This is a genomic window from Providencia sp. 2023EL-00965 (assembly GCF_033550225.1).
Lineage (GTDB): Bacteria > Pseudomonadota > Gammaproteobacteria > Enterobacterales > Enterobacteriaceae > Providencia > Providencia manganoxydans.
In genome coordinates this window covers 305,034-321,226 of the sequence record NZ_JAWUEH010000002.1, presented here as the reverse complement: position 1 = coordinate 321,226, position 16,193 = coordinate 305,034, and the positions used below count along the sequence as shown (strand labels likewise).

Genomic DNA, 16,193 nt, shown 5'->3' with positions numbered 1-16,193 from the left:
TTAGATCAACGGCCTGTAGGTAAATAACATGAAACAATGGCTTCTAATTGCAATGACACTCATCATCAGTTGCACCGCCCAATCAGCAGAACGAGTCGTAACGCTCGGGGGAGATGTGACGGAGATAGTCTTTGAACTCAACGCAGGTGACCAAGTGGTTGCTAGGGATAGCACCAGTCTCCACCCTGCTGAAGCAGTTAAACTACCCGATGTTGGCTATATGCGTATGCTTAATGCCGAAGGTGTATTATCTATGCGCCCAACAGTGATACTCGCGAGTGAGCTTGCCAAACCGTCGATTGCACTATCACAGATAGAAAAAAGTGGCGTTAAGATCATCAAAGTCACAGGTAAACCCTCATTAGAAGCTGTTCCTGAAAAAATCACGACCATTGCGAATGCTGTCGGTAAAGTGGAACAAGGCAAACAACTTACTGAGAAATTTAATCAACAATTAGCCAAAGTGAATACATCACCGATTGATAAGAAAGTACTCTTTATTATGAGCCACGGTGGTGTACTTCCTCTCGCAGCGGGTCAACAAACTGCCGCTGATAGTCTGATTAAAGCAACCGGCGCTAAAAATGCCATGTCTGGTTTTAATAGCTATCGTCCATTATCTCAAGAAGGGGTCATCGCTAGCCAACCCGATCTCATCATTGTCACTCAAGAAGGCATTAAATCTTTAGGTGGTAAAGAGCGAGTATGGAAATTGCCGGGGGTTGCAATGACACCGGCGGCGAAAAATAAAGCATTAATTGTCGTTGATGATATGGGAATGCTTGGCTTTAGTCTTGGTACACCAGAAGTGATGCTGCAAATACGCGAGGCATTAGAGAATTCGCAATGAATCGGATTAAATACCCACTATTTGTCGTTATTGCCCTACTCTTAGTGCTGATAACCATTGCAATGGTTTCATCTAATACTGGGGCAATGAATGTCTCATTTAAAACACTGTGGCAACTCCCTACAACCGATCCTGTCTGGCAAATTTGGCTAAATATCCGTTTACCGCGACTTTTATTGGCCATTTTAGTCGGACTTGCCCTTGCCGTCTCTGGCGCAATTATGCAGGGACTATTCCGTAATCCACTCGCCGATCCCAGTTTATTAGGTATCAGTAGTGGTGCCGCTCTGTGTGTGGCTGCTTTTATTGTGCTCTCTGTTTCTTTGCCTAGCGTTTTGCTGAACTATGGTCATATCGGTGCTGCCTTTGTTGGTAGCTTAATTGTCTCGTTAATTATTTTTAGTTTGAACCGTTATTCGAATGGCAATCTTGCTCGATTACTCTTAGCTGGTATCGCTATCAACGCCCTGTGCATGTCATTTATCGGTGTACTCAGTTATATCAGTGATGATCAACAATTGCGTACTTTTAGCTTATGGATGATGGGTACACTTGCGAGCGTAGATTGGACTTCACTGACGATCGCAGCCAGTGTCATTTTACCAACCTGCCTTATTTGTTTATGGCAAGGCAAAAAGCTTAACCTGCTACAGCTTGGTGATGAAGATGCACATTATTTAGGTTTAAATGTTGAGAAAACTAAATTTATTTTACTCTTCTTAAGTGCCTTATTGGTTGGCTGTGCTGTTGCAATGAGTGGTGTGATTGGCTTTGTTGGCTTAGTAGTTCCTCATTTGATCCGTATGACTTTAGGTCCTGACCATCGCTGGTTAATACCCGGCTCGGCTATTGTTGGTGCGACATTACTACTGGTTGCAGATACTATCGCACGTACCGCTGTTAGCCCAGCAGAGATCCCTGTTGGCTTATTGACAGGTTTAATTGGCGGACCTTACTTTTTGTGGTTAATACTGCGACAGCCAGCAGGGAGGATTTAAAAATGAGCAGTAAAGCTCTCCTTGAAGCACGCCATCTTGGCTTTCAAATTGGCGATAAAACATTGATTGATGATATCAGTCTATCCATACAACAACATGAAATGGTTGCTATTATCGGCCCAAATGGCGCGGGAAAATCAACATTACTAAAGTTACTAACGGGATATTCAGCCCCCACGCAAGGCAAGTGTCTATTAGAAGGCCTAGATCTACGTGACTGGCAACACCGTGCACTCGCGAAAAAACGTGCGGTAATGAAGCAGCAGAGCAATTTGTCTTTCGCCTTTACCGTTGAAGATGTCGTCGCTATGGGACGTAGCCCACATGGCTCTGAACACAAACAGCAAGCCATTAAGGAAGTGTTAACACAAACAGATTGCCTTGAACTACGTCAACGTGATTTTCGCCAACTCTCTGGCGGTGAACAACAGCGAGTACAGTTAGCGCGTGTATTAGCTCAAGTTTGGCAACCAACCCCACAACCCGTATGTTTATTTTTAGATGAGCCGACATCAGCCCTTGACCTCTATCATCAGCAACATAGCTTACGCCTACTACACCAGTTAACCCGAGAACGACCCATTGGTGTTTGCTGTGTACTACATGATCTCAACCTCACGGCGTTATACGCTGACCGTATTTATTTGATACATCAAGGTAAACTTGTTGCTGGCGGTACACCTGAACAGGTATTAACAGAAGAAAACCTCACCCAGTGGTATAAAGCTGACTTAGGTATCATTACCCACCCTGAAACAACCACACCACACGTCTACTTGCGCCGCTAATTTCTTCCAGTTTCTTGCAGCGTATTCTGCAAGAAACTGTGTTCTTCGGATGACAACACATGCTCTAATAATGAATTGACTATTTGCGCTAGCATCTTGTTATGAATTAGTTAACACTTTAATTACAATTTTTTACTAATAAAACGAATAACACCAATCATATTATCTTAAAATTATAGATAAAAAAGCATTAACATTTGTGATTATCACATCGGTATTTCCTGTCTATTAAAGCCATTCATCGTTTTTTCCATAGAACTTAAAACAAATTAATTTCTCAACATTTTACTTGGTTAATAAATTCGAATGCATCATACAAAAAAATTGAACAGGGCATTTTTACACGTAAAAATAAACCTAATAAGAACAGCAATAAAATTTATCACATTGATTTAAATAAAAAAATAACATACAATATTGAATGTATAAAACAGTTAGATTGATAAATCCAATCGTATCAATAACCATTCTCACTAAAAAAAAGCACGTTATGCCTATCGATATATCGGAAAAATAGGAAGAATAGACACTAATTTCTTTAGTTATTATTAGTTATTAATGAACAATAACCCATCGTAGTGGGAGGTAAATATGTCTGAGAGTGTAGTTAACGATATTGTTAAATGGCTTGAAAGTCAGTTACAGCGCAATGAAGGTATCAAAATCGACACTATTGCCGATAAGAGTGGTTATTCAAAATGGCATCTACAGCGTGTTTTCAAAGAAATGAAAGGTTGCACGCTTGGCGAATACGTCCGTAAACGTCGTTTATTAGAAGCTGCGAAATCTTTACGTGATGGTAACTTACCGATCCTTGATATTGCTCTGCAATACGGCTTTAGCTCACAAGCGACTTTTACACGTATCTTTAAAAAACATTTTGACATTACACCTGCAAAATTCCGCCAAAACGGTCAAATGCCTGAATGCCAAGAATTTATGTCTTGCAGTTGTAATAATTAAACTTATTTCAGTTCAGTTGTAGAAATATTCGTCATCCCCTTAATACCTTTTATTTCTTTATACTCTAAGTAATTCGAGGGGCAGCTAGGTGGCAAGTGAGTTGATCGCTAGGAACACACTTAAGTATGTGACTAGTGTGAATGAAACTAGTCACCCTACCTAAACAAAAAACGCTGCAAATTGAAATATGATAAGTATATTTAAGTCTATGTCTGAGTCGGTAGCGATACCGGCTCTTTTTTTAACTTAATTCATGTATCAACCAACCTTCTATATCGACAAGTTGCTCAGCTAATTCAGGCCACATCGTGTGCATTTTCGCTATGAGCTGACGTACGGTCTCTGTTTGATAAACCTGCCCCGTCAGTTGCTCACTTAACCACTCCAGTGGTGACGGATCCAAACTATCCGTGAAAAATTGACAGCGCTTAATTTCCCCTTTTTCAATATCAAAATGGAATTCAATACCACCCCATGGGAAACGTGTATCACTGTAATGCGTAAACGCAGGCGCTTGACCAAAATTCCATTCCCAACTGCTTTGCTTAGCGAAGGTTTCACTAAAATTAGGCAGATCAGGCAGCTTCTCAGGTGAAATATATTCAGGTGCTACTGACTCACCATAGTACTCAAAAAAGCTAGCGATAATCCCTTCACAGACTTTTTCGTGGCTGATATCGGATACCAGTTCACATAAATTAGCCACACGAGAACGCACAGAAGTGATCCCTTTAGCCTGTAGTTTTTTAGGATCTGGGTTAAGGTAATCAGCTAAACGATTTAAATCAGAATTAATCAGTAACGTGCCATGATGGAAGCCTCTATCTTTGGTTTCGCGATACGCTGAACCCGATATTTTACGAGGGCCATCAGTGGTATTTAATATGAGATCATTGCGCCCTGAAACTTCAGCTTGAATGCCAACTTTAGCCAATCCATTGACAATAATATTTGTGGAAATACTTTTATCATATTCAGGTTTACCCGCCATAAAAGTAAAGCAGGTATTACCAAGATCTTGAAATACCGCCCCTCCACCGCTACTACGACGAGCTAAACGGACATTGTCCAATTCCATACGGCGGGTATTACATTCTTTCCATGGATTCTGTGCGCGACCTATAACTACGGTTATTAATACTATATCAAACAAATCATTTCTAATATCGTTCTATTTTTTTCATACACAAAATGCATATTCCCATCAAAACTTTTGACAAAAATTATAGATTATCAATATCATAGAATAAGAAAATGCGAGTCGTATACAAATTGATAGCATTCCAAACTATGCAACAGTAATATGATATTTAGTAAAGTGAAGTATATGTAATAGGTACACATCATTGTAGAGTAATTCAGAAGTCGTTATAATTAGAGTAATGGATTATTAATTTAGTTCTTACGTCAATATAAGAGGGAAACACTGTGTCATATCGTGATGGGAAATTGCTATATCACCTTACATCTCTAAAAAACTTACCTAACATACTTAGCTCAGGTTTATGCTCTAGAGCGTCTTTAAAAGGTGGATTTGTCGATGTTGCTGATTCTGAAATAATTGTAGGGCGTGGAGCTAAAACGCTAGAGAATATGGTTCCATTTCATTTTTTTGCTGGTAATCCATTTGATGGGAGGGTATTAACTGATCATAAAGATAAAGATTTTTGTATGATTACTGTTCATAGAGCATTTGCAAAAGAAAATAATTGGAAGATACTACCTAAGCATCCACTTTCTTCTGCTGGTGTATCATTAGTTGATTATGACGAAGGCATCGATTTGATTGACTGGGATCTTATGGATACAAGAGACTACAAAAATACAAATTGTAAATTAGTATGTATGGCAGAATGTTTATCACCGAGTACAGTACCAGCAAATTGCTTCCAATCAATAGCTGTTAAAGATGAGAAAACAAAAAAAGAAGTTGAAGCATTATTAACTAAAAATAGAATCAAAAGTGTTTTTGTTGATGTAAAGGACTGGTACTGCTCAATAAAATGATAAAATATCAATATGGTGACATACTCGAATCTGAAACAGTAGCTCTGGTAAATGCAGTCAATTGTCAAGGAGTTATGGGCAAAGGATTAGCATATCAGTTTAAAGAACGATATCCTAAAAATTATTGGGTATATAAAAATGCATGTGAAAATAATAAATTTAAAATAGGAGATATTCTTGTAGTTGAAGAAAATAATAAGCTAATAGTTAATTTCCCAACAAAAGATTCTTGGAGAAAAAAATCACAGTATGATTTTATCACTAAGGGATTAGAATCTTTAAAACGGATAATTTTAGAAAAAAATATTACGTCTATATCAATACCACCACTAGGTTGTGGTAATGGTGGGCTAGAGTGGCAACGCGTAGAAAATATTATTATAAATATTTTAAGTGATTTAGACTTCGTTGAGATAATATTATTCCCCCCAATAATAGCTAAAGATATCTCAAACAAAAAAGACTTGCTCAATGTAAAGCATTTATTGGTTTTTCATGCTGCAAATAAACTGAATAATAAAAAAATATATAACTTACATTTATTATTCTATATGTGCCAGATTATTTTAAATAATAATATTTTCAAGTTTGATAATAAAGATCATGAACCACATTCAAGTGAATTAGATAGCATAACTGCCGAACTAAAAAATTTAAAGATGAAGTATAAGAATAATTTAGATTTACACATTGATGAATTTATTAATACTCATTTAACTAAGAATATGAAACTTGAGTTTCAAAAACCGATTCCTGTGTTAAATTCTTGCATTCAACTAATTAATAGTTTTGAGTCTAAAAATGAATATTTATCAACCTATAACATCATAAGCTTAATTAAAAATAATAGAGAAATTGATGCTAATGAATTTAATAAGTCATTACTGAATAAAATGATGGCTTTTGAAATTATTGAGAAAAATATGTTTGGACAATATTCTTTATGTAATAAAAACACATGATTTTTATATCATATAAGACTATTAAAATTAATCTATTTTATACGAGGATAACTAACACAAGTATACCCAGAAGAAAAAAGCATCATCTGATTACCATAGAGAGGTACAAAAGGAAAGTTTGCATATTTGAAATTTATAGGCGACATATTAAAATATAAATTTTTATCATCTAACTCAAGCTTAGTAGCTTGTGCTGGATATGTCCCTCTCTCTTTTAGAGTGATTAAAAAAGCTATAGGAAAAAAATGCATACAACAACAGAGACAAAAATTTCCATCATTATAAAAGCTTGCTAATTGTGATGTTATTTGCAGTTTATTTGGATAAAACCAATAATAAAAATCATGAGTTAATTTTATATCTTCATTCTGTCCTAGTACAAATTTTCTTAATGGTGTGTAAAACTCACTCTCAGTTAATTCATTTTTACAAGATTCAACTGAAGTAGCAGCAAGAAGATGTCCAACCATAGCTTTAAGAAACAAATTAGAATTGAATGGCACCTTTATTATGTTACTATAACAACTACCCGATAAGTATATTCGTAATTTCCCTAAAAAATATTCAATTGGTTTTTTTATTTCACTGTCTAAAGAGCCAAGAATATTGTTATTACAGTCTCTACAAATAGTTTTAAATATAGAGCCATGATGAGCATTAATAGGCTTTATTTCTTCTGATGAATAATATTCAGATATTGTTTTTTGTAGCATTGGTTGTATGTTTATAGCACAACGTGGAGGAACATGATCTTTACTTAAACGCCCAAACTCTCCACAGATAGTACAAAACCCTTCTGATATTCTAGCATTTTTTAGCCGCTCCGAAATTTTACGCATTAAAACAACCTAAATAAATTTATACATTTTCGTTATAAGTACATATTATTATAATGCCTAAATTTTTAATAACAATACAATGAGTACTTTTTAGCTACTCCCTAATGATACCCGCCTAATTCAACTAAAACAGTATCATTTAGTACTTGAACCCATCTATATGATTCAGTATCATTTGGATATTATAAATGATACCAAAGAGCTTAATATGATACTAGGATACGTTAGAGTTTCTTCAAAAGATCAAAATCTAGAAAGGCAGCTTTCAGTACTTGAGCCTATCTGCAACAAAGTGATTCAAGAAAAAGCATCAGGGAAAAATATTAACGATAGGCCAGAACTACTATTGCTATTATCGCATTTAAGGGAAGGTGATACTCTCATTACAAAGTCTATTGATAGATTAGCCCGTAATACTAAGGAACTTTTATCGCTAGTGGATGAGTTAGTAGAAAAAGGAATCACTGTTAGGTTCTTAGACAATAACATGAGTTTTGATAATTCTCCCGCTTCAAGGCTAATTTTGACCATGATGGGAGCAGTGGCAGAGTTTGAACGAGGTATTATTGCATCAAGAAGAGATGAAGGTATTGCTATAGCTAAAAAAGCTGGAAAATATAAAGGAAAACAAAAAAATGTCGCACTACATAGTAAAATAAGTGAAATGCTAGAAACAGGAAAATACACTGCTGATGAGATCGCCAAGCTTTGTGATTGTGGTCGGGCAACAGTTTTTAGAGTGAAAAAAGATTACAAATTATTTGAATCAACATAGTAGAATATTTCATAAATGTCATCTTAGTAAGAGGTAGCCTATCGATATCAAGATTTTAATAGGCCACCTCTAAATAATAGATCTGTAATTTAAATTGTAGGAAGTTATATATTAGTTAATTTTTGTACACTCTGTTGTAAAGAACGTCTGTACTTGAATTAAACCTGAACCATTTTTTAAAGCTTGTGATATGTGTATTTCAGGTTTATTTTTATCTTGATACAATGTAAAATAATTAAAACCAGTAACATTATCTTTATTAATTACTGTAAAGCCATTTTTGCTTTCTCTTCCGTTAACATCCACAAGTTTATCTTTCAATTCAGGTGAATCAAAACTTTTATTGATTAAATCTAAATAAAAAGAGAATCTATTATTTTTTATTGTTAATATTGCAGTGCCTCCGTCTATATACTTTCCTTTTCTCACCTGATTTAAATTGAAGTTTTCAAATTTATTGCTACTTAAATTATATAAACCAATACTACAACTGTACTTTTCCTCTCCAATATTATTAGACTTTTGAAATAGCAACGCTAATATAAAAACTGACAGAATAAATACTATAAAACTAGTTCCAATTAAAAAAACATATTTAACAAACCCTTTTATATTACTTTTGATACACCATTTTTTCATTTTTATATAATAAAATATTCCTAATAACATACTAACTAAAAATACTACTAAAGGATTCATGGTAAACTCCACATTAAATATTTTTTCTGTAACGCTCAGGCCAAATGTCAGAAACTTTCAAGCCTAAAAAATCAGCAATTATTTTTTCACCCTTGGGCCAACTTCTATCTAACACATTGTATAAGGTTCTTTCGTGCAATCCATTTACCCTAGAAAGAGAAGCTAGAGAACTCCCTTTCTTTTTTACTTCAGCAATAATTTCTGCTCTATGCCAGTTCTTTGAACTAGCATTTTGTTCCTTTTTCTGAGATGCTAAACTGTTGTGATTACTCATAATGACTACTCATTAATTATTTCAAGAACATGATTGATCATTATTAGGAACTTGTCAAACCATAAAAGGAACTAAATTCCTTTTAATGTAATGAGCAATAGATTATGAATAGTAAAAAGAAGACGATCGTAGAATTCAGTGAACGTTTAAAATCAATAGTACCTAAAGGTAGCGGAAGGGATTTCGCTCATAAGGCAGGTATTAGTTACAGTACCTTTCATAACTACATAAATGCTCAGTCAAGCCCAACACTTGAAAATCTAGTGCTTCTATCTAAAGCATGTAATGTTTCAATTGAATGGTTAGCCACAGGCAATAGTTCAACCTTACAAAATCAGAGAACAACTGATAGTGTTCCGTCGTTAATACACAAAATACCTTTTTTAAATAGAAAAGAGTTCCTTTTTTTAGGATTTAATGACTTTAAAAATATCGATGGTAGTACGGAAAGCCTTGCTGCACTATATGTTGATACTGATTCTATGGCACCTATTTTTAGTACCAATAGTGTAGTTCTTGTTGATACTAACAAAAAATTGCTTAAAGAAAGTAAGATTATGGTACTGCAAAAAAATGAACACTATTTATACAAATTAGTGCAAGTAACACCACACGGTTACTTATTAAATAGCACAAATCCAAACTATACAGATATTATTATTGATAATGACTCTTTAAGTGATCTACAAATAGTTGGTGAGGTAGTTTTGATCCTTACTACACCATAGCTAATTACTTATGACTATCAGACTATCTAGTTTAGCCTTGCTACACAAGGCTAAATCAAAACTTGGCAAGCCCCCACTTTTATAAGCCGTTAGAGAATACAATATTTTCATTTTTGTGCATTTCATTTATCACCCATTGCTTATCACCTAATCCACTGATGTAATTGATTAATAAAAAATAATCTTGAATTTTAACAAGCTTTAACCCCTTAAAATTACATTCTTGAGTAGTTTCATTTACACACAGTTTAAATTCACTAGTTGAATAAATAATTTTATCTTCTTCTTTTTCAATACTAATTTCATGCTCAATAACATTAACCTTTTTATCTGTTATTAGTATATGTTTATATACATTGTTATAATATTTAATTTCTATTAAAAATTTTTCTTCAATACTTCTAAATCTAATTTCATCAACTGTCTGTGTCAGATACTTTCTTAAGCTCATCCTTAAATCTATGTTAGATACGTCTATTAGTTCCTTAATTTCTATTTTTTCTAATATGGGTATAGGCTCTATGATATTAATCTGAGATAGTTCTTGTCTAACCTCATCAATTCTATCTAGTATCTCTGTTAATGAATCAGCTAAAATATAATTAACAGTTTTTCCTAATTTTTTCCTCTCACTAATTTTTTCTTTAAATTTTTTCTCTTCCTCATTTAAATACATCAATTCCATTTTTAATTTATTTTCATGTGTTTTATCTTCTTTATGAAACGAAAAAACTTTAGACATATCCATTTGCTTTGTATGTCTTATAATTATAGTTTCTAGCTCTCTAAGTCTAATACTTCTTTGTCTGCAAATTTCATGATTACGCCGATTTAAACATACAACATATTTAACACCTCGACCATTTTTAGCCGTTGTAACTTTTGCTCCACATTTACCACAACGAACAATACCAGTAAGAATATTATTCACTTCTCTAGTTTTATTATTTTCTCTAGGACGCCCTTTAATTCCAGCTGCATTAATATTAAGCATTCTATTAGCACTATTAAATAGATCCTCATCTATAATTACAGGGAAAATGTTAGGTACTGACTCTTGATTATTACTACGGCGAAGAGTTCCCCTAAGTCTTTCATCCTTTATAAGTTTAGTCACACCATTAGGACGCCATAGTGAGCCAGCCATAGACTCAATGCCCTCTTCATTAAGCCGTCTGGCTATCATAGTGCTACTCAATCCACTTAAATAGTCTCTAAACAATCGCTTTATAATTTCTACTTTCTCTTCAATGATGATGTAACCATTCTCATCAGTACTTAACCAACTGGGTAATTTATTTGTAAATACCTTTCCTTCGTTGCGAGTATCATCTAACCGCTTCTTCCAACCAGCTTTAGACCTTTCAGCTTTGATTTCACTTTCATTATGACCTCGAAGAAGAATCAAATCCATGATTGTTTTTGACCAAGGATCATCTTTCTTAAGAACGACAGGTGTTGTTACATCATGAATCTCTATATCATTTTTTACTAACCACTGTAAAATATCCTCATCCCATGACGAACGGCGAGAGAAGCGGTCTAAAGAATACAGAATTAAAGCGTGACCTTCTCCTATTAAACCTGACTTAACCTGTTTGATAAATTCAGCAATCTCCCCATCTTGAATATTTTTTCCTTTATAAGCACTTTTTCCTATATCTTCCCAGTAAGTCACTTTACCATCAAAAATGTTAGTATGCTTTTTAATATATTCATCTATTCTCTCACGCTGCTCATGCAAACCACTACCTTCTTGCTGGCTAGCTTTCGAAATCCTAGTATAAACGTGAGCTTTTAATTTACTCATAAATCACTCATAAAAAAGAAGATTATATTCATATAATATAATCTTCCATCTAAAAAAACAAACTAAAGTACTAGACAATAGATACAGCCTTATTCTACAAAATTGTACTAATGTACTATTAAAGTATTAAAGTATTAAAGTATTAAAGTATTAAAGTATTAAAGTATTAAAGTATTAAAGTATTAAAGTACTGTAATTTTCCTTCAGACACACTTAAACCAAGGAACCCAATCCCTTGCACTTTTCTTGGAGTTAAAAGATATGGTCATAAACCTATATCAGCCCCCCAAGGTGCTACAATATAATTAGGATAATTTACTAAGATCAATATTTTCATATCCAGTGCCTGATTCTTTTAAAATATAATGAACCACACCATTTATATATGTTATAACCTGACAATCAGTATTTGCATACTTACCAAGCTTACCAAGTATTTTTTCCCTCCAAGTATTTAGCAACAATTCGTTTAGAGGTGTACTTGTCTTAGTTTCTATTCCTGATAGGATATCTGAAAGTAAAATATGAATATGAATATTCTCATCCATTCCTTTCTCTATAGAAGAGAACATATTAATTATCATCTTGTCCGCATTATCTTTATTTTTATAATGTTTTCCAAAACATTCTCGATGCATAATTCTATGAAGATTATCTATATCTCTTTGTACTTTATCAGTTGTAAGCTTTTGATTTGCTGCATTTTTATATGTAAGTGTAATAAACCATTTGAAGTCTTTGCCTTTTAATAATTCGGCATACCCCTTATCTAGTTCATTTTTATTAAAATGACTAGTGTTAAAATTATCCATCATCAAAAATCCTTTTAATTATTTCATATATTCCCTTATTAAATGACTCGCTTCATGCAAGTTAAATACCCAATATGTTTCTGAATAAGCCTATTCAGTTTATAAAAATAACAAGCCTGTATACTGAAAGGTGGTTTTTCGGAGAAATATTTTGAGTACTGCACACTAGGGAGTGTGGGAGACGACACATTAGTTTCATTTGTCATAGTATTTATGCAAATTGAGTACATCTTCCTTTACATAGGAAGTATAACACAAAAATTATAAAATTCCCTTTGTCAATGATTTTATATGAATATTTATCTCAAATGTAATTCGTGACTTATCTACCCCATAAAAAATTAATTATTTTAAATCAAGTGGTTAGAAAGCCCACCTGCAAATTATTTTGTTTGATTAGTGTATCATTACCACAGTATCTGCATTGCGCCATAAAAACATCACTCGTTGGTCTGCTGCCATTTGGCGAAATATGGTTTCTTCAACTGCTAAATTAAACCAAGGGTCAAACGATTCAGAAATAAGTAAACGTAAGCTAGACATGCTGCTACCTTAGTAATAAAAAATTGGCATTAAGATAGCATATACTCGTCATCCTTCAAGTTGCAGTGCTGTTAACCACGTTCACTCGTGCTAGTCACCGATTTATGTAAGCGCCTAACTGCAATCTTGAATTATCTAGAGTATAAATAAAGAGGAAATGAAGGCTAGATACGGCGAGCTTGCCAAAACACCTTTCGCCAATACACATTATCCATCGATGAACGGATCACCCCTTTACTGGTTGATGCGTGAATAAATGTATTGTCCGTATCATAAATACCAACATGTAAACCATTCTCACCTGAACCTGTTTTAAAGAAAACTAAATCGCCAGGCATCAAATCTGATTTATCAATACGTGTGCCAAGCTGGGTTTGGTCAACCGTAGTACGTGGTAACTGGATAGCAAAGCGATCATTAAAGGTACGATATACAAAGCCAGAGCAATCAACGCCACTTTGGCTCATTCCACCGTAGTTATACGGTGTACCATACCATTGCTCCAACTGGTCTTTTAGCTGAGCAATGGTCATGATTGGGTCAGATAATTGTGTTTTTAACGGCGGCGGCGGGGTTCTTTTAACTGAAGTGGAACATCCCACCAGCACCAGTGAAAATATTATTGGTAAATATCGCCATTTAATTATCATATCGCACCCTGTGGATAAAAAATCAGCACATCAAATTCATCATAGCCGTTAAAATATGAAAAATAAATAATCGCGTCATTAAATTACATTATTTAGTTTTATTGGCTGACCGTTTTGTTGGTCGACTAATTAACCAAACACCGAGAATAATAAATGCGACGCCTCCGGCTTTTAGCCATGTTGCCGGTTCATTATACCAAGGCAAAATAACAGCCAGCAAATACACAAATATATAGCTCAAGCTAATTAATGGGTAAGCTTTATTCAATGGAATTGATTTCAAAGCCAACAACCAACACAGCATAGATAATGCATAACACACTAGACCAATAAACACGATACCTAAACTAACAGCGTTCGCCATTAGCCAATCGAGTTGTAACCAATGCCATCCAAGGGTGAACGAAGGTAGCCCAACTACACCAGCCTTTAAACTCAGCTGAGCAATCGTCACTAACAGTGCACTGCCTACTACCCAAATATAACCTTTATTCATCCACTAATACTCATCAGAAAGATACCGATCATAATCGCTACAACACCTAGCCAATGATCCAGCCCTGTTTTTTCATGATAAACAAATTGACCAATCAAAGTGACTAAAACAAAGTTAATACTGAGCATCGGGTAAGCAATACTTAATGGCATGGTTTCCAAGAGCTTTAACCAAAACAACATGCCCAAACCTAGCATCAACAACGCCAGCACCAACCAACGAATGGCTGATGCTGTTTTATTTTGCTTATCGCCCTGCCAACAAACGACCGCTTGTTTTTGTGCTATTTGGCCAATGCAAGTTAATGCACTGACCAATAATAGTAGTAATAATTGTGCAATCATTGTTTGTGATACACCACAATCGCAATGCGTGAATTACTGATCACCTGATCTGGCTTAGGTATGTCTGGGAGCCCCTCTTTACGACCAAGTAAAAATACCACGGTCACTTGCCCCTCTTGACGTGCTTTGGCTAACCAAGCCGCAAATTGATCGGGTTTGACTAAACGGTGTTGGCTATCAGGATACTCTAAGCCGTAAGTCAGCTCACCACTACTATTATATAAGTAGATATTTGAGTTTTGCGTTTCCCATGCTAGCCCAGCCGCAATTCCGACATTACTTGCCATTAAATATTTGCTATCCATAAGTAAATCATGATTCTGATGGATAAAACTTTGTGGCAGCTTTGAATTAATCGTATTGTTTGGCAATGCACTTCCGATGCATAAACTCACCGCAAGCGAACAAGAGGCTGCCCATAACCAATACTTAGCATTTAACACGGTACATAGGTAACCAATGATACCCCAAATAGAGAAAGCGACGATACCAAGTACCATCTTAGACCATTCATCTGCTTCGTAGAGAGGACGCTTAATAACAGTGCCGGCAATAATAATTGCGATAACCGCTAATACACCAATGGCAATGTTAATAATACCATTCGCTTTTAGCGCTTTCATTTTGCCATTACGCACACAATCTACCCCATACTTCGCCATTAACAATGCTAATGGAGCCATAAACGGTAGCATGTAGGTTGGTAACTTACCGCGTGAAATACTAAAGAACAACACGGGGACAACAAACCAACACAGTAGGAAAAACATATCAGGGCTTGATTTACGTTCTTTCCAACCTTTACATAATGCGCCTGGAAGCAATCCAACCCATGGAATGGAGCCTAATAAAATAATCGGAATGTAATACCAGAACGGTGCTATATGTTGTGCATCATCAGCAGTGAAACGCTTGATATGTTCAACCCAGAAGAAATAATTCCAATAATCGGGTTCTTGTTTTGCAATCGCCAGTGCCCATGGCAAACTAATTAATACCGCAGAGACAATGGCAAGCGGCCCATACTTGATCATTTCAAGAAAGCGCTTTTGGTATATCGTAATTGGCAGCATTACAATCACTGGAATGGCTAATGCAAGGAACCCTTTGGTCATAAATGCCATGCCACATGCTAAACCGAGACAGATCCATGCCCCCAGTTTTTCTTTTATTCCCCGTGCCTTCATTGCCCATAGACAGCAATACATACTTGCAGCAATCCACAATGACAACATCGGATCAAGTACGCTATATGTCCCAACAGCAAACACCAAGAACATCGAAACATAGATAAAGCTTGCAACGTAGGCAACATGGTTATTACGCCACATCATTTTAGCCATACGATAGATAAGTAATGCACTCAGCAAAATGCAAAACACAGAACCGAAGCGAACGGCAAAATTAGTTTCACCAAAAATCATTTGGCTAATATTGTTGATCCAATAACCGGCTACGGGTTTTTCAAAGTAGCGAGTGTCCAACATATACGGAACGATCCAATCGCCACGTTGTAACATTTCACGGCTAATTTCTGCATAACGCGTTTCGTCGGGCTGCCAAAGTAAACGGCTATTCAACGGCAGTAAATAAGTTAAGATAAAAAAAAGAGCCAGCAGTGAGGCTCCTATTTTGCTCGCTCGGTTATTCAACAT

18 protein-coding genes and 2 pseudogenes are annotated in these 16,193 nt (G+C 35.2%); 9 read left to right on the top strand and 11 right to left on the bottom strand.

What is annotated here, in order from left to right; genetic code table 11:
- The first annotated feature begins 28 nt into the window (after positions 1-28).
- From SC428_RS04410 to SC428_RS04395, 5 genes are all read left to right on the top strand, one after another.
- A complete protein-coding gene (locus SC428_RS04410; protein WP_140179116.1) occupies positions 29-850 on the top strand; it encodes a heme/hemin ABC transporter substrate-binding protein in 822 nt (273 codons plus the stop codon).
- Entirely contained in the window at positions 847-1,848 is a 1,002-nt protein-coding gene (locus SC428_RS04405; RefSeq protein ID WP_318706046.1) for an iron ABC transporter permease, read from the top strand. The genes SC428_RS04410 and SC428_RS04405 overlap by 4 nt, the downstream gene beginning before the upstream one ends.
- Before the next feature lie 2 nt (positions 1,849-1,850).
- Positions 1,851-2,636: a heme ABC transporter ATP-binding protein gene (locus tag SC428_RS04400; RefSeq protein ID WP_318706044.1), complete on the top strand. Its 786-nt coding sequence runs from the start codon at positions 1,851-1,853 to the stop codon at positions 2,634-2,636.
- Positions 2,637-2,908: 272 nt separating this feature from the next.
- Positions 2,909-3,079, top strand: coding sequence for an SH3 domain-containing protein (locus SC428_RS22165; protein ID WP_219339417.1), 171 nt, complete (start codon positions 2,909-2,911; stop codon positions 3,077-3,079).
- 148 nt (positions 3,080-3,227) lie between these two features.
- Complete coding sequence (locus SC428_RS04395) at positions 3,228-3,599, top strand: helix-turn-helix domain-containing protein (RefSeq protein WP_070929058.1); 372 nt, start codon at positions 3,228-3,230, stop codon at positions 3,597-3,599.
- A gap of 241 nt (positions 3,600-3,840) precedes the next feature.
- On the opposite strand, the pseudogene SC428_RS04390 reads toward SC428_RS04395, so the two are convergent.
- Positions 3,841-4,731: pseudogene (locus tag SC428_RS04390) on the bottom strand (lipoate--protein ligase); the annotation flags it as partial.
- A gap of 296 nt (positions 4,732-5,027) precedes the next feature.
- Between SC428_RS04390 and SC428_RS04385 the strand changes: the two are divergent.
- Positions 5,028-5,606: a DarT ssDNA thymidine ADP-ribosyltransferase family protein gene (locus SC428_RS04385; RefSeq protein WP_318706038.1), complete on the top strand. Its 579-nt coding sequence runs from the start codon at positions 5,028-5,030 to the stop codon at positions 5,604-5,606.
- Positions 5,603-6,568, top strand: a complete 966-nt coding sequence (locus SC428_RS04380; RefSeq protein WP_318706036.1) for a macro domain-containing protein — start codon at positions 5,603-5,605, stop codon at positions 6,566-6,568. Before SC428_RS04385 ends, SC428_RS04380 begins: the two co-directional genes overlap by 4 nt.
- Before the next feature lie 32 nt (positions 6,569-6,600).
- Here the strand turns inward: SC428_RS04380 and SC428_RS04375 are convergent, their stop codons facing one another.
- On the bottom strand, positions 6,601-7,407 hold the full coding sequence (locus SC428_RS04375) for a chaperonin (protein WP_318706034.1): 807 nt from the start codon (positions 7,405-7,407) through the stop codon (positions 6,601-6,603).
- Between the two features lie 208 nt (positions 7,408-7,615).
- Between SC428_RS04375 and SC428_RS04370 the strand changes: the two genes are divergently transcribed.
- On the top strand, positions 7,616-8,182 hold the full coding sequence (locus tag SC428_RS04370) for a recombinase family protein (RefSeq protein WP_318706170.1): 567 nt from the start codon (positions 7,616-7,618) through the stop codon (positions 8,180-8,182).
- Positions 8,183-8,293: 111 nt separating this feature from the next.
- Here the strand turns inward: SC428_RS04370 and SC428_RS04365 are convergent, their stop codons facing one another.
- Complete coding sequence (locus SC428_RS04365; RefSeq protein WP_318706032.1) at positions 8,294-8,881, bottom strand: hypothetical protein; 588 nt, start codon at positions 8,879-8,881, stop codon at positions 8,294-8,296.
- A gap of 13 nt (positions 8,882-8,894) precedes the next feature.
- A complete protein-coding gene (locus tag SC428_RS04360) occupies positions 8,895-9,155 on the bottom strand; it encodes a helix-turn-helix domain-containing protein (RefSeq protein WP_272677690.1) in 261 nt (86 codons plus the stop codon).
- 104 nt (positions 9,156-9,259) lie between these two features.
- Between SC428_RS04360 and SC428_RS04355 the strand changes: the two genes are divergently transcribed.
- A complete protein-coding gene (locus tag SC428_RS04355; protein WP_210849423.1) occupies positions 9,260-9,883 on the top strand; it encodes an XRE family transcriptional regulator in 624 nt (207 codons plus the stop codon).
- 79 nt (positions 9,884-9,962) lie between these two features.
- Here SC428_RS04355 and SC428_RS04350 read toward each other — a convergent pair whose 3' ends face one another.
- The 7 genes and pseudogenes from SC428_RS04350 to arnT form a co-directional block, all read right to left on the bottom strand.
- Complete coding sequence (locus SC428_RS04350; RefSeq protein ID WP_318706027.1) at positions 9,963-11,693, bottom strand: recombinase family protein; 1,731 nt, start codon at positions 11,691-11,693, stop codon at positions 9,963-9,965.
- Between the two features lie 305 nt (positions 11,694-11,998).
- Positions 11,999-12,508 carry a hypothetical protein gene (locus tag SC428_RS04345; RefSeq protein WP_318706025.1) on the bottom strand — a complete coding sequence of 170 codons (510 nt, stop codon included), beginning with the start codon at positions 12,506-12,508 and terminating at the stop codon, positions 11,999-12,001.
- A 402-nt stretch (positions 12,509-12,910) separates the two neighbouring features.
- Positions 12,911-13,048 (bottom strand): annotated as a pseudogene (locus SC428_RS04340) (lipoate--protein ligase); the annotation flags it as partial.
- Between the two features lie 164 nt (positions 13,049-13,212).
- A complete protein-coding gene (locus SC428_RS04335) occupies positions 13,213-13,698 on the bottom strand; it encodes a C40 family peptidase (RefSeq protein ID WP_070925440.1) in 486 nt (161 codons plus the stop codon).
- 88 nt (positions 13,699-13,786) lie between these two features.
- Entirely contained in the window at positions 13,787-14,194 is a 408-nt protein-coding gene (arnF, locus tag SC428_RS04330; RefSeq protein WP_140179110.1) for a 4-amino-4-deoxy-L-arabinose-phosphoundecaprenol flippase subunit ArnF, read from the bottom strand.
- Positions 14,191-14,538 (bottom strand): 4-amino-4-deoxy-L-arabinose-phosphoundecaprenol flippase subunit ArnE, encoded by a 348-nt coding sequence (gene arnE / locus SC428_RS04325; protein ID WP_070925441.1) that lies wholly within the window; start codon positions 14,536-14,538, stop codon positions 14,191-14,193. Before arnE ends, arnF begins: the two co-directional genes overlap by 4 nt.
- Positions 14,535-16,193, bottom strand: coding sequence for a lipid IV(A) 4-amino-4-deoxy-L-arabinosyltransferase (arnT, locus tag SC428_RS04320; RefSeq protein WP_070925442.1), 1,659 nt, complete (start codon positions 16,191-16,193; stop codon positions 14,535-14,537). Before arnT ends, arnE begins: the two co-directional genes overlap by 4 nt.

What these genes read in the sequence shown, in the direction of transcription:
- SC428_RS04410 (WP_140179116.1), top strand. Translation starts at nt 29, where the DNA reads ATGAAACAATGGCTTCTAATTGCAATGACACTCATCATCAGTTGCACC.
- SC428_RS04405 (WP_318706046.1), top strand. Translation starts at nt 847, where the DNA reads ATGAATCGGATTAAATACCCACTATTTGTCGTTATTGCCCTACTCTTA.
- SC428_RS04400 (WP_318706044.1), top strand. Translation starts at nt 1,851, where the DNA reads ATGAGCAGTAAAGCTCTCCTTGAAGCACGCCATCTTGGCTTTCAAATT.
- SC428_RS04395 (WP_070929058.1), top strand. Translation starts at nt 3,228, where the DNA reads ATGTCTGAGAGTGTAGTTAACGATATTGTTAAATGGCTTGAAAGTCAG.
- SC428_RS04380 (WP_318706036.1), top strand. Translation starts at nt 5,603, where the DNA reads ATGATAAAATATCAATATGGTGACATACTCGAATCTGAAACAGTAGCT.
- SC428_RS04375 (WP_318706034.1), bottom strand. Translation starts at nt 7,407, where the DNA reads ATGCGTAAAATTTCGGAGCGGCTAAAAAATGCTAGAATATCAGAAGGG.
- SC428_RS04370 (WP_318706170.1), top strand. Translation starts at nt 7,616, where the DNA reads ATGATACTAGGATACGTTAGAGTTTCTTCAAAAGATCAAAATCTAGAA.
- SC428_RS04365 (WP_318706032.1), bottom strand. Translation starts at nt 8,881, where the DNA reads ATGAATCCTTTAGTAGTATTTTTAGTTAGTATGTTATTAGGAATATTT.
- SC428_RS04360 (WP_272677690.1), bottom strand. Translation starts at nt 9,155, where the DNA reads ATGAGTAATCACAACAGTTTAGCATCTCAGAAAAAGGAACAAAATGCT.
- SC428_RS04355 (WP_210849423.1), top strand. Translation starts at nt 9,260, where the DNA reads ATGAATAGTAAAAAGAAGACGATCGTAGAATTCAGTGAACGTTTAAAA.
- SC428_RS04350 (WP_318706027.1), bottom strand. Translation starts at nt 11,693, where the DNA reads ATGAGTAAATTAAAAGCTCACGTTTATACTAGGATTTCGAAAGCTAGC.
- SC428_RS04345 (WP_318706025.1), bottom strand. Translation starts at nt 12,508, where the DNA reads ATGATGGATAATTTTAACACTAGTCATTTTAATAAAAATGAACTAGAT.
- SC428_RS04335 (WP_070925440.1), bottom strand. Translation starts at nt 13,698, where the DNA reads ATGATAATTAAATGGCGATATTTACCAATAATATTTTCACTGGTGCTG.
- arnF (WP_140179110.1), bottom strand. Translation starts at nt 14,194, where the DNA reads ATGAATAAAGGTTATATTTGGGTAGTAGGCAGTGCACTGTTAGTGACG.
- arnE (WP_070925441.1), bottom strand. Translation starts at nt 14,538, where the DNA reads ATGATTGCACAATTATTACTACTATTATTGGTCAGTGCATTAACTTGC.
- arnT (WP_070925442.1), bottom strand. Translation starts at nt 16,193, where the DNA reads ATGTTGAATAACCGAGCGAGCAAAATAGGAGCCTCACTGCTGGCTCTT.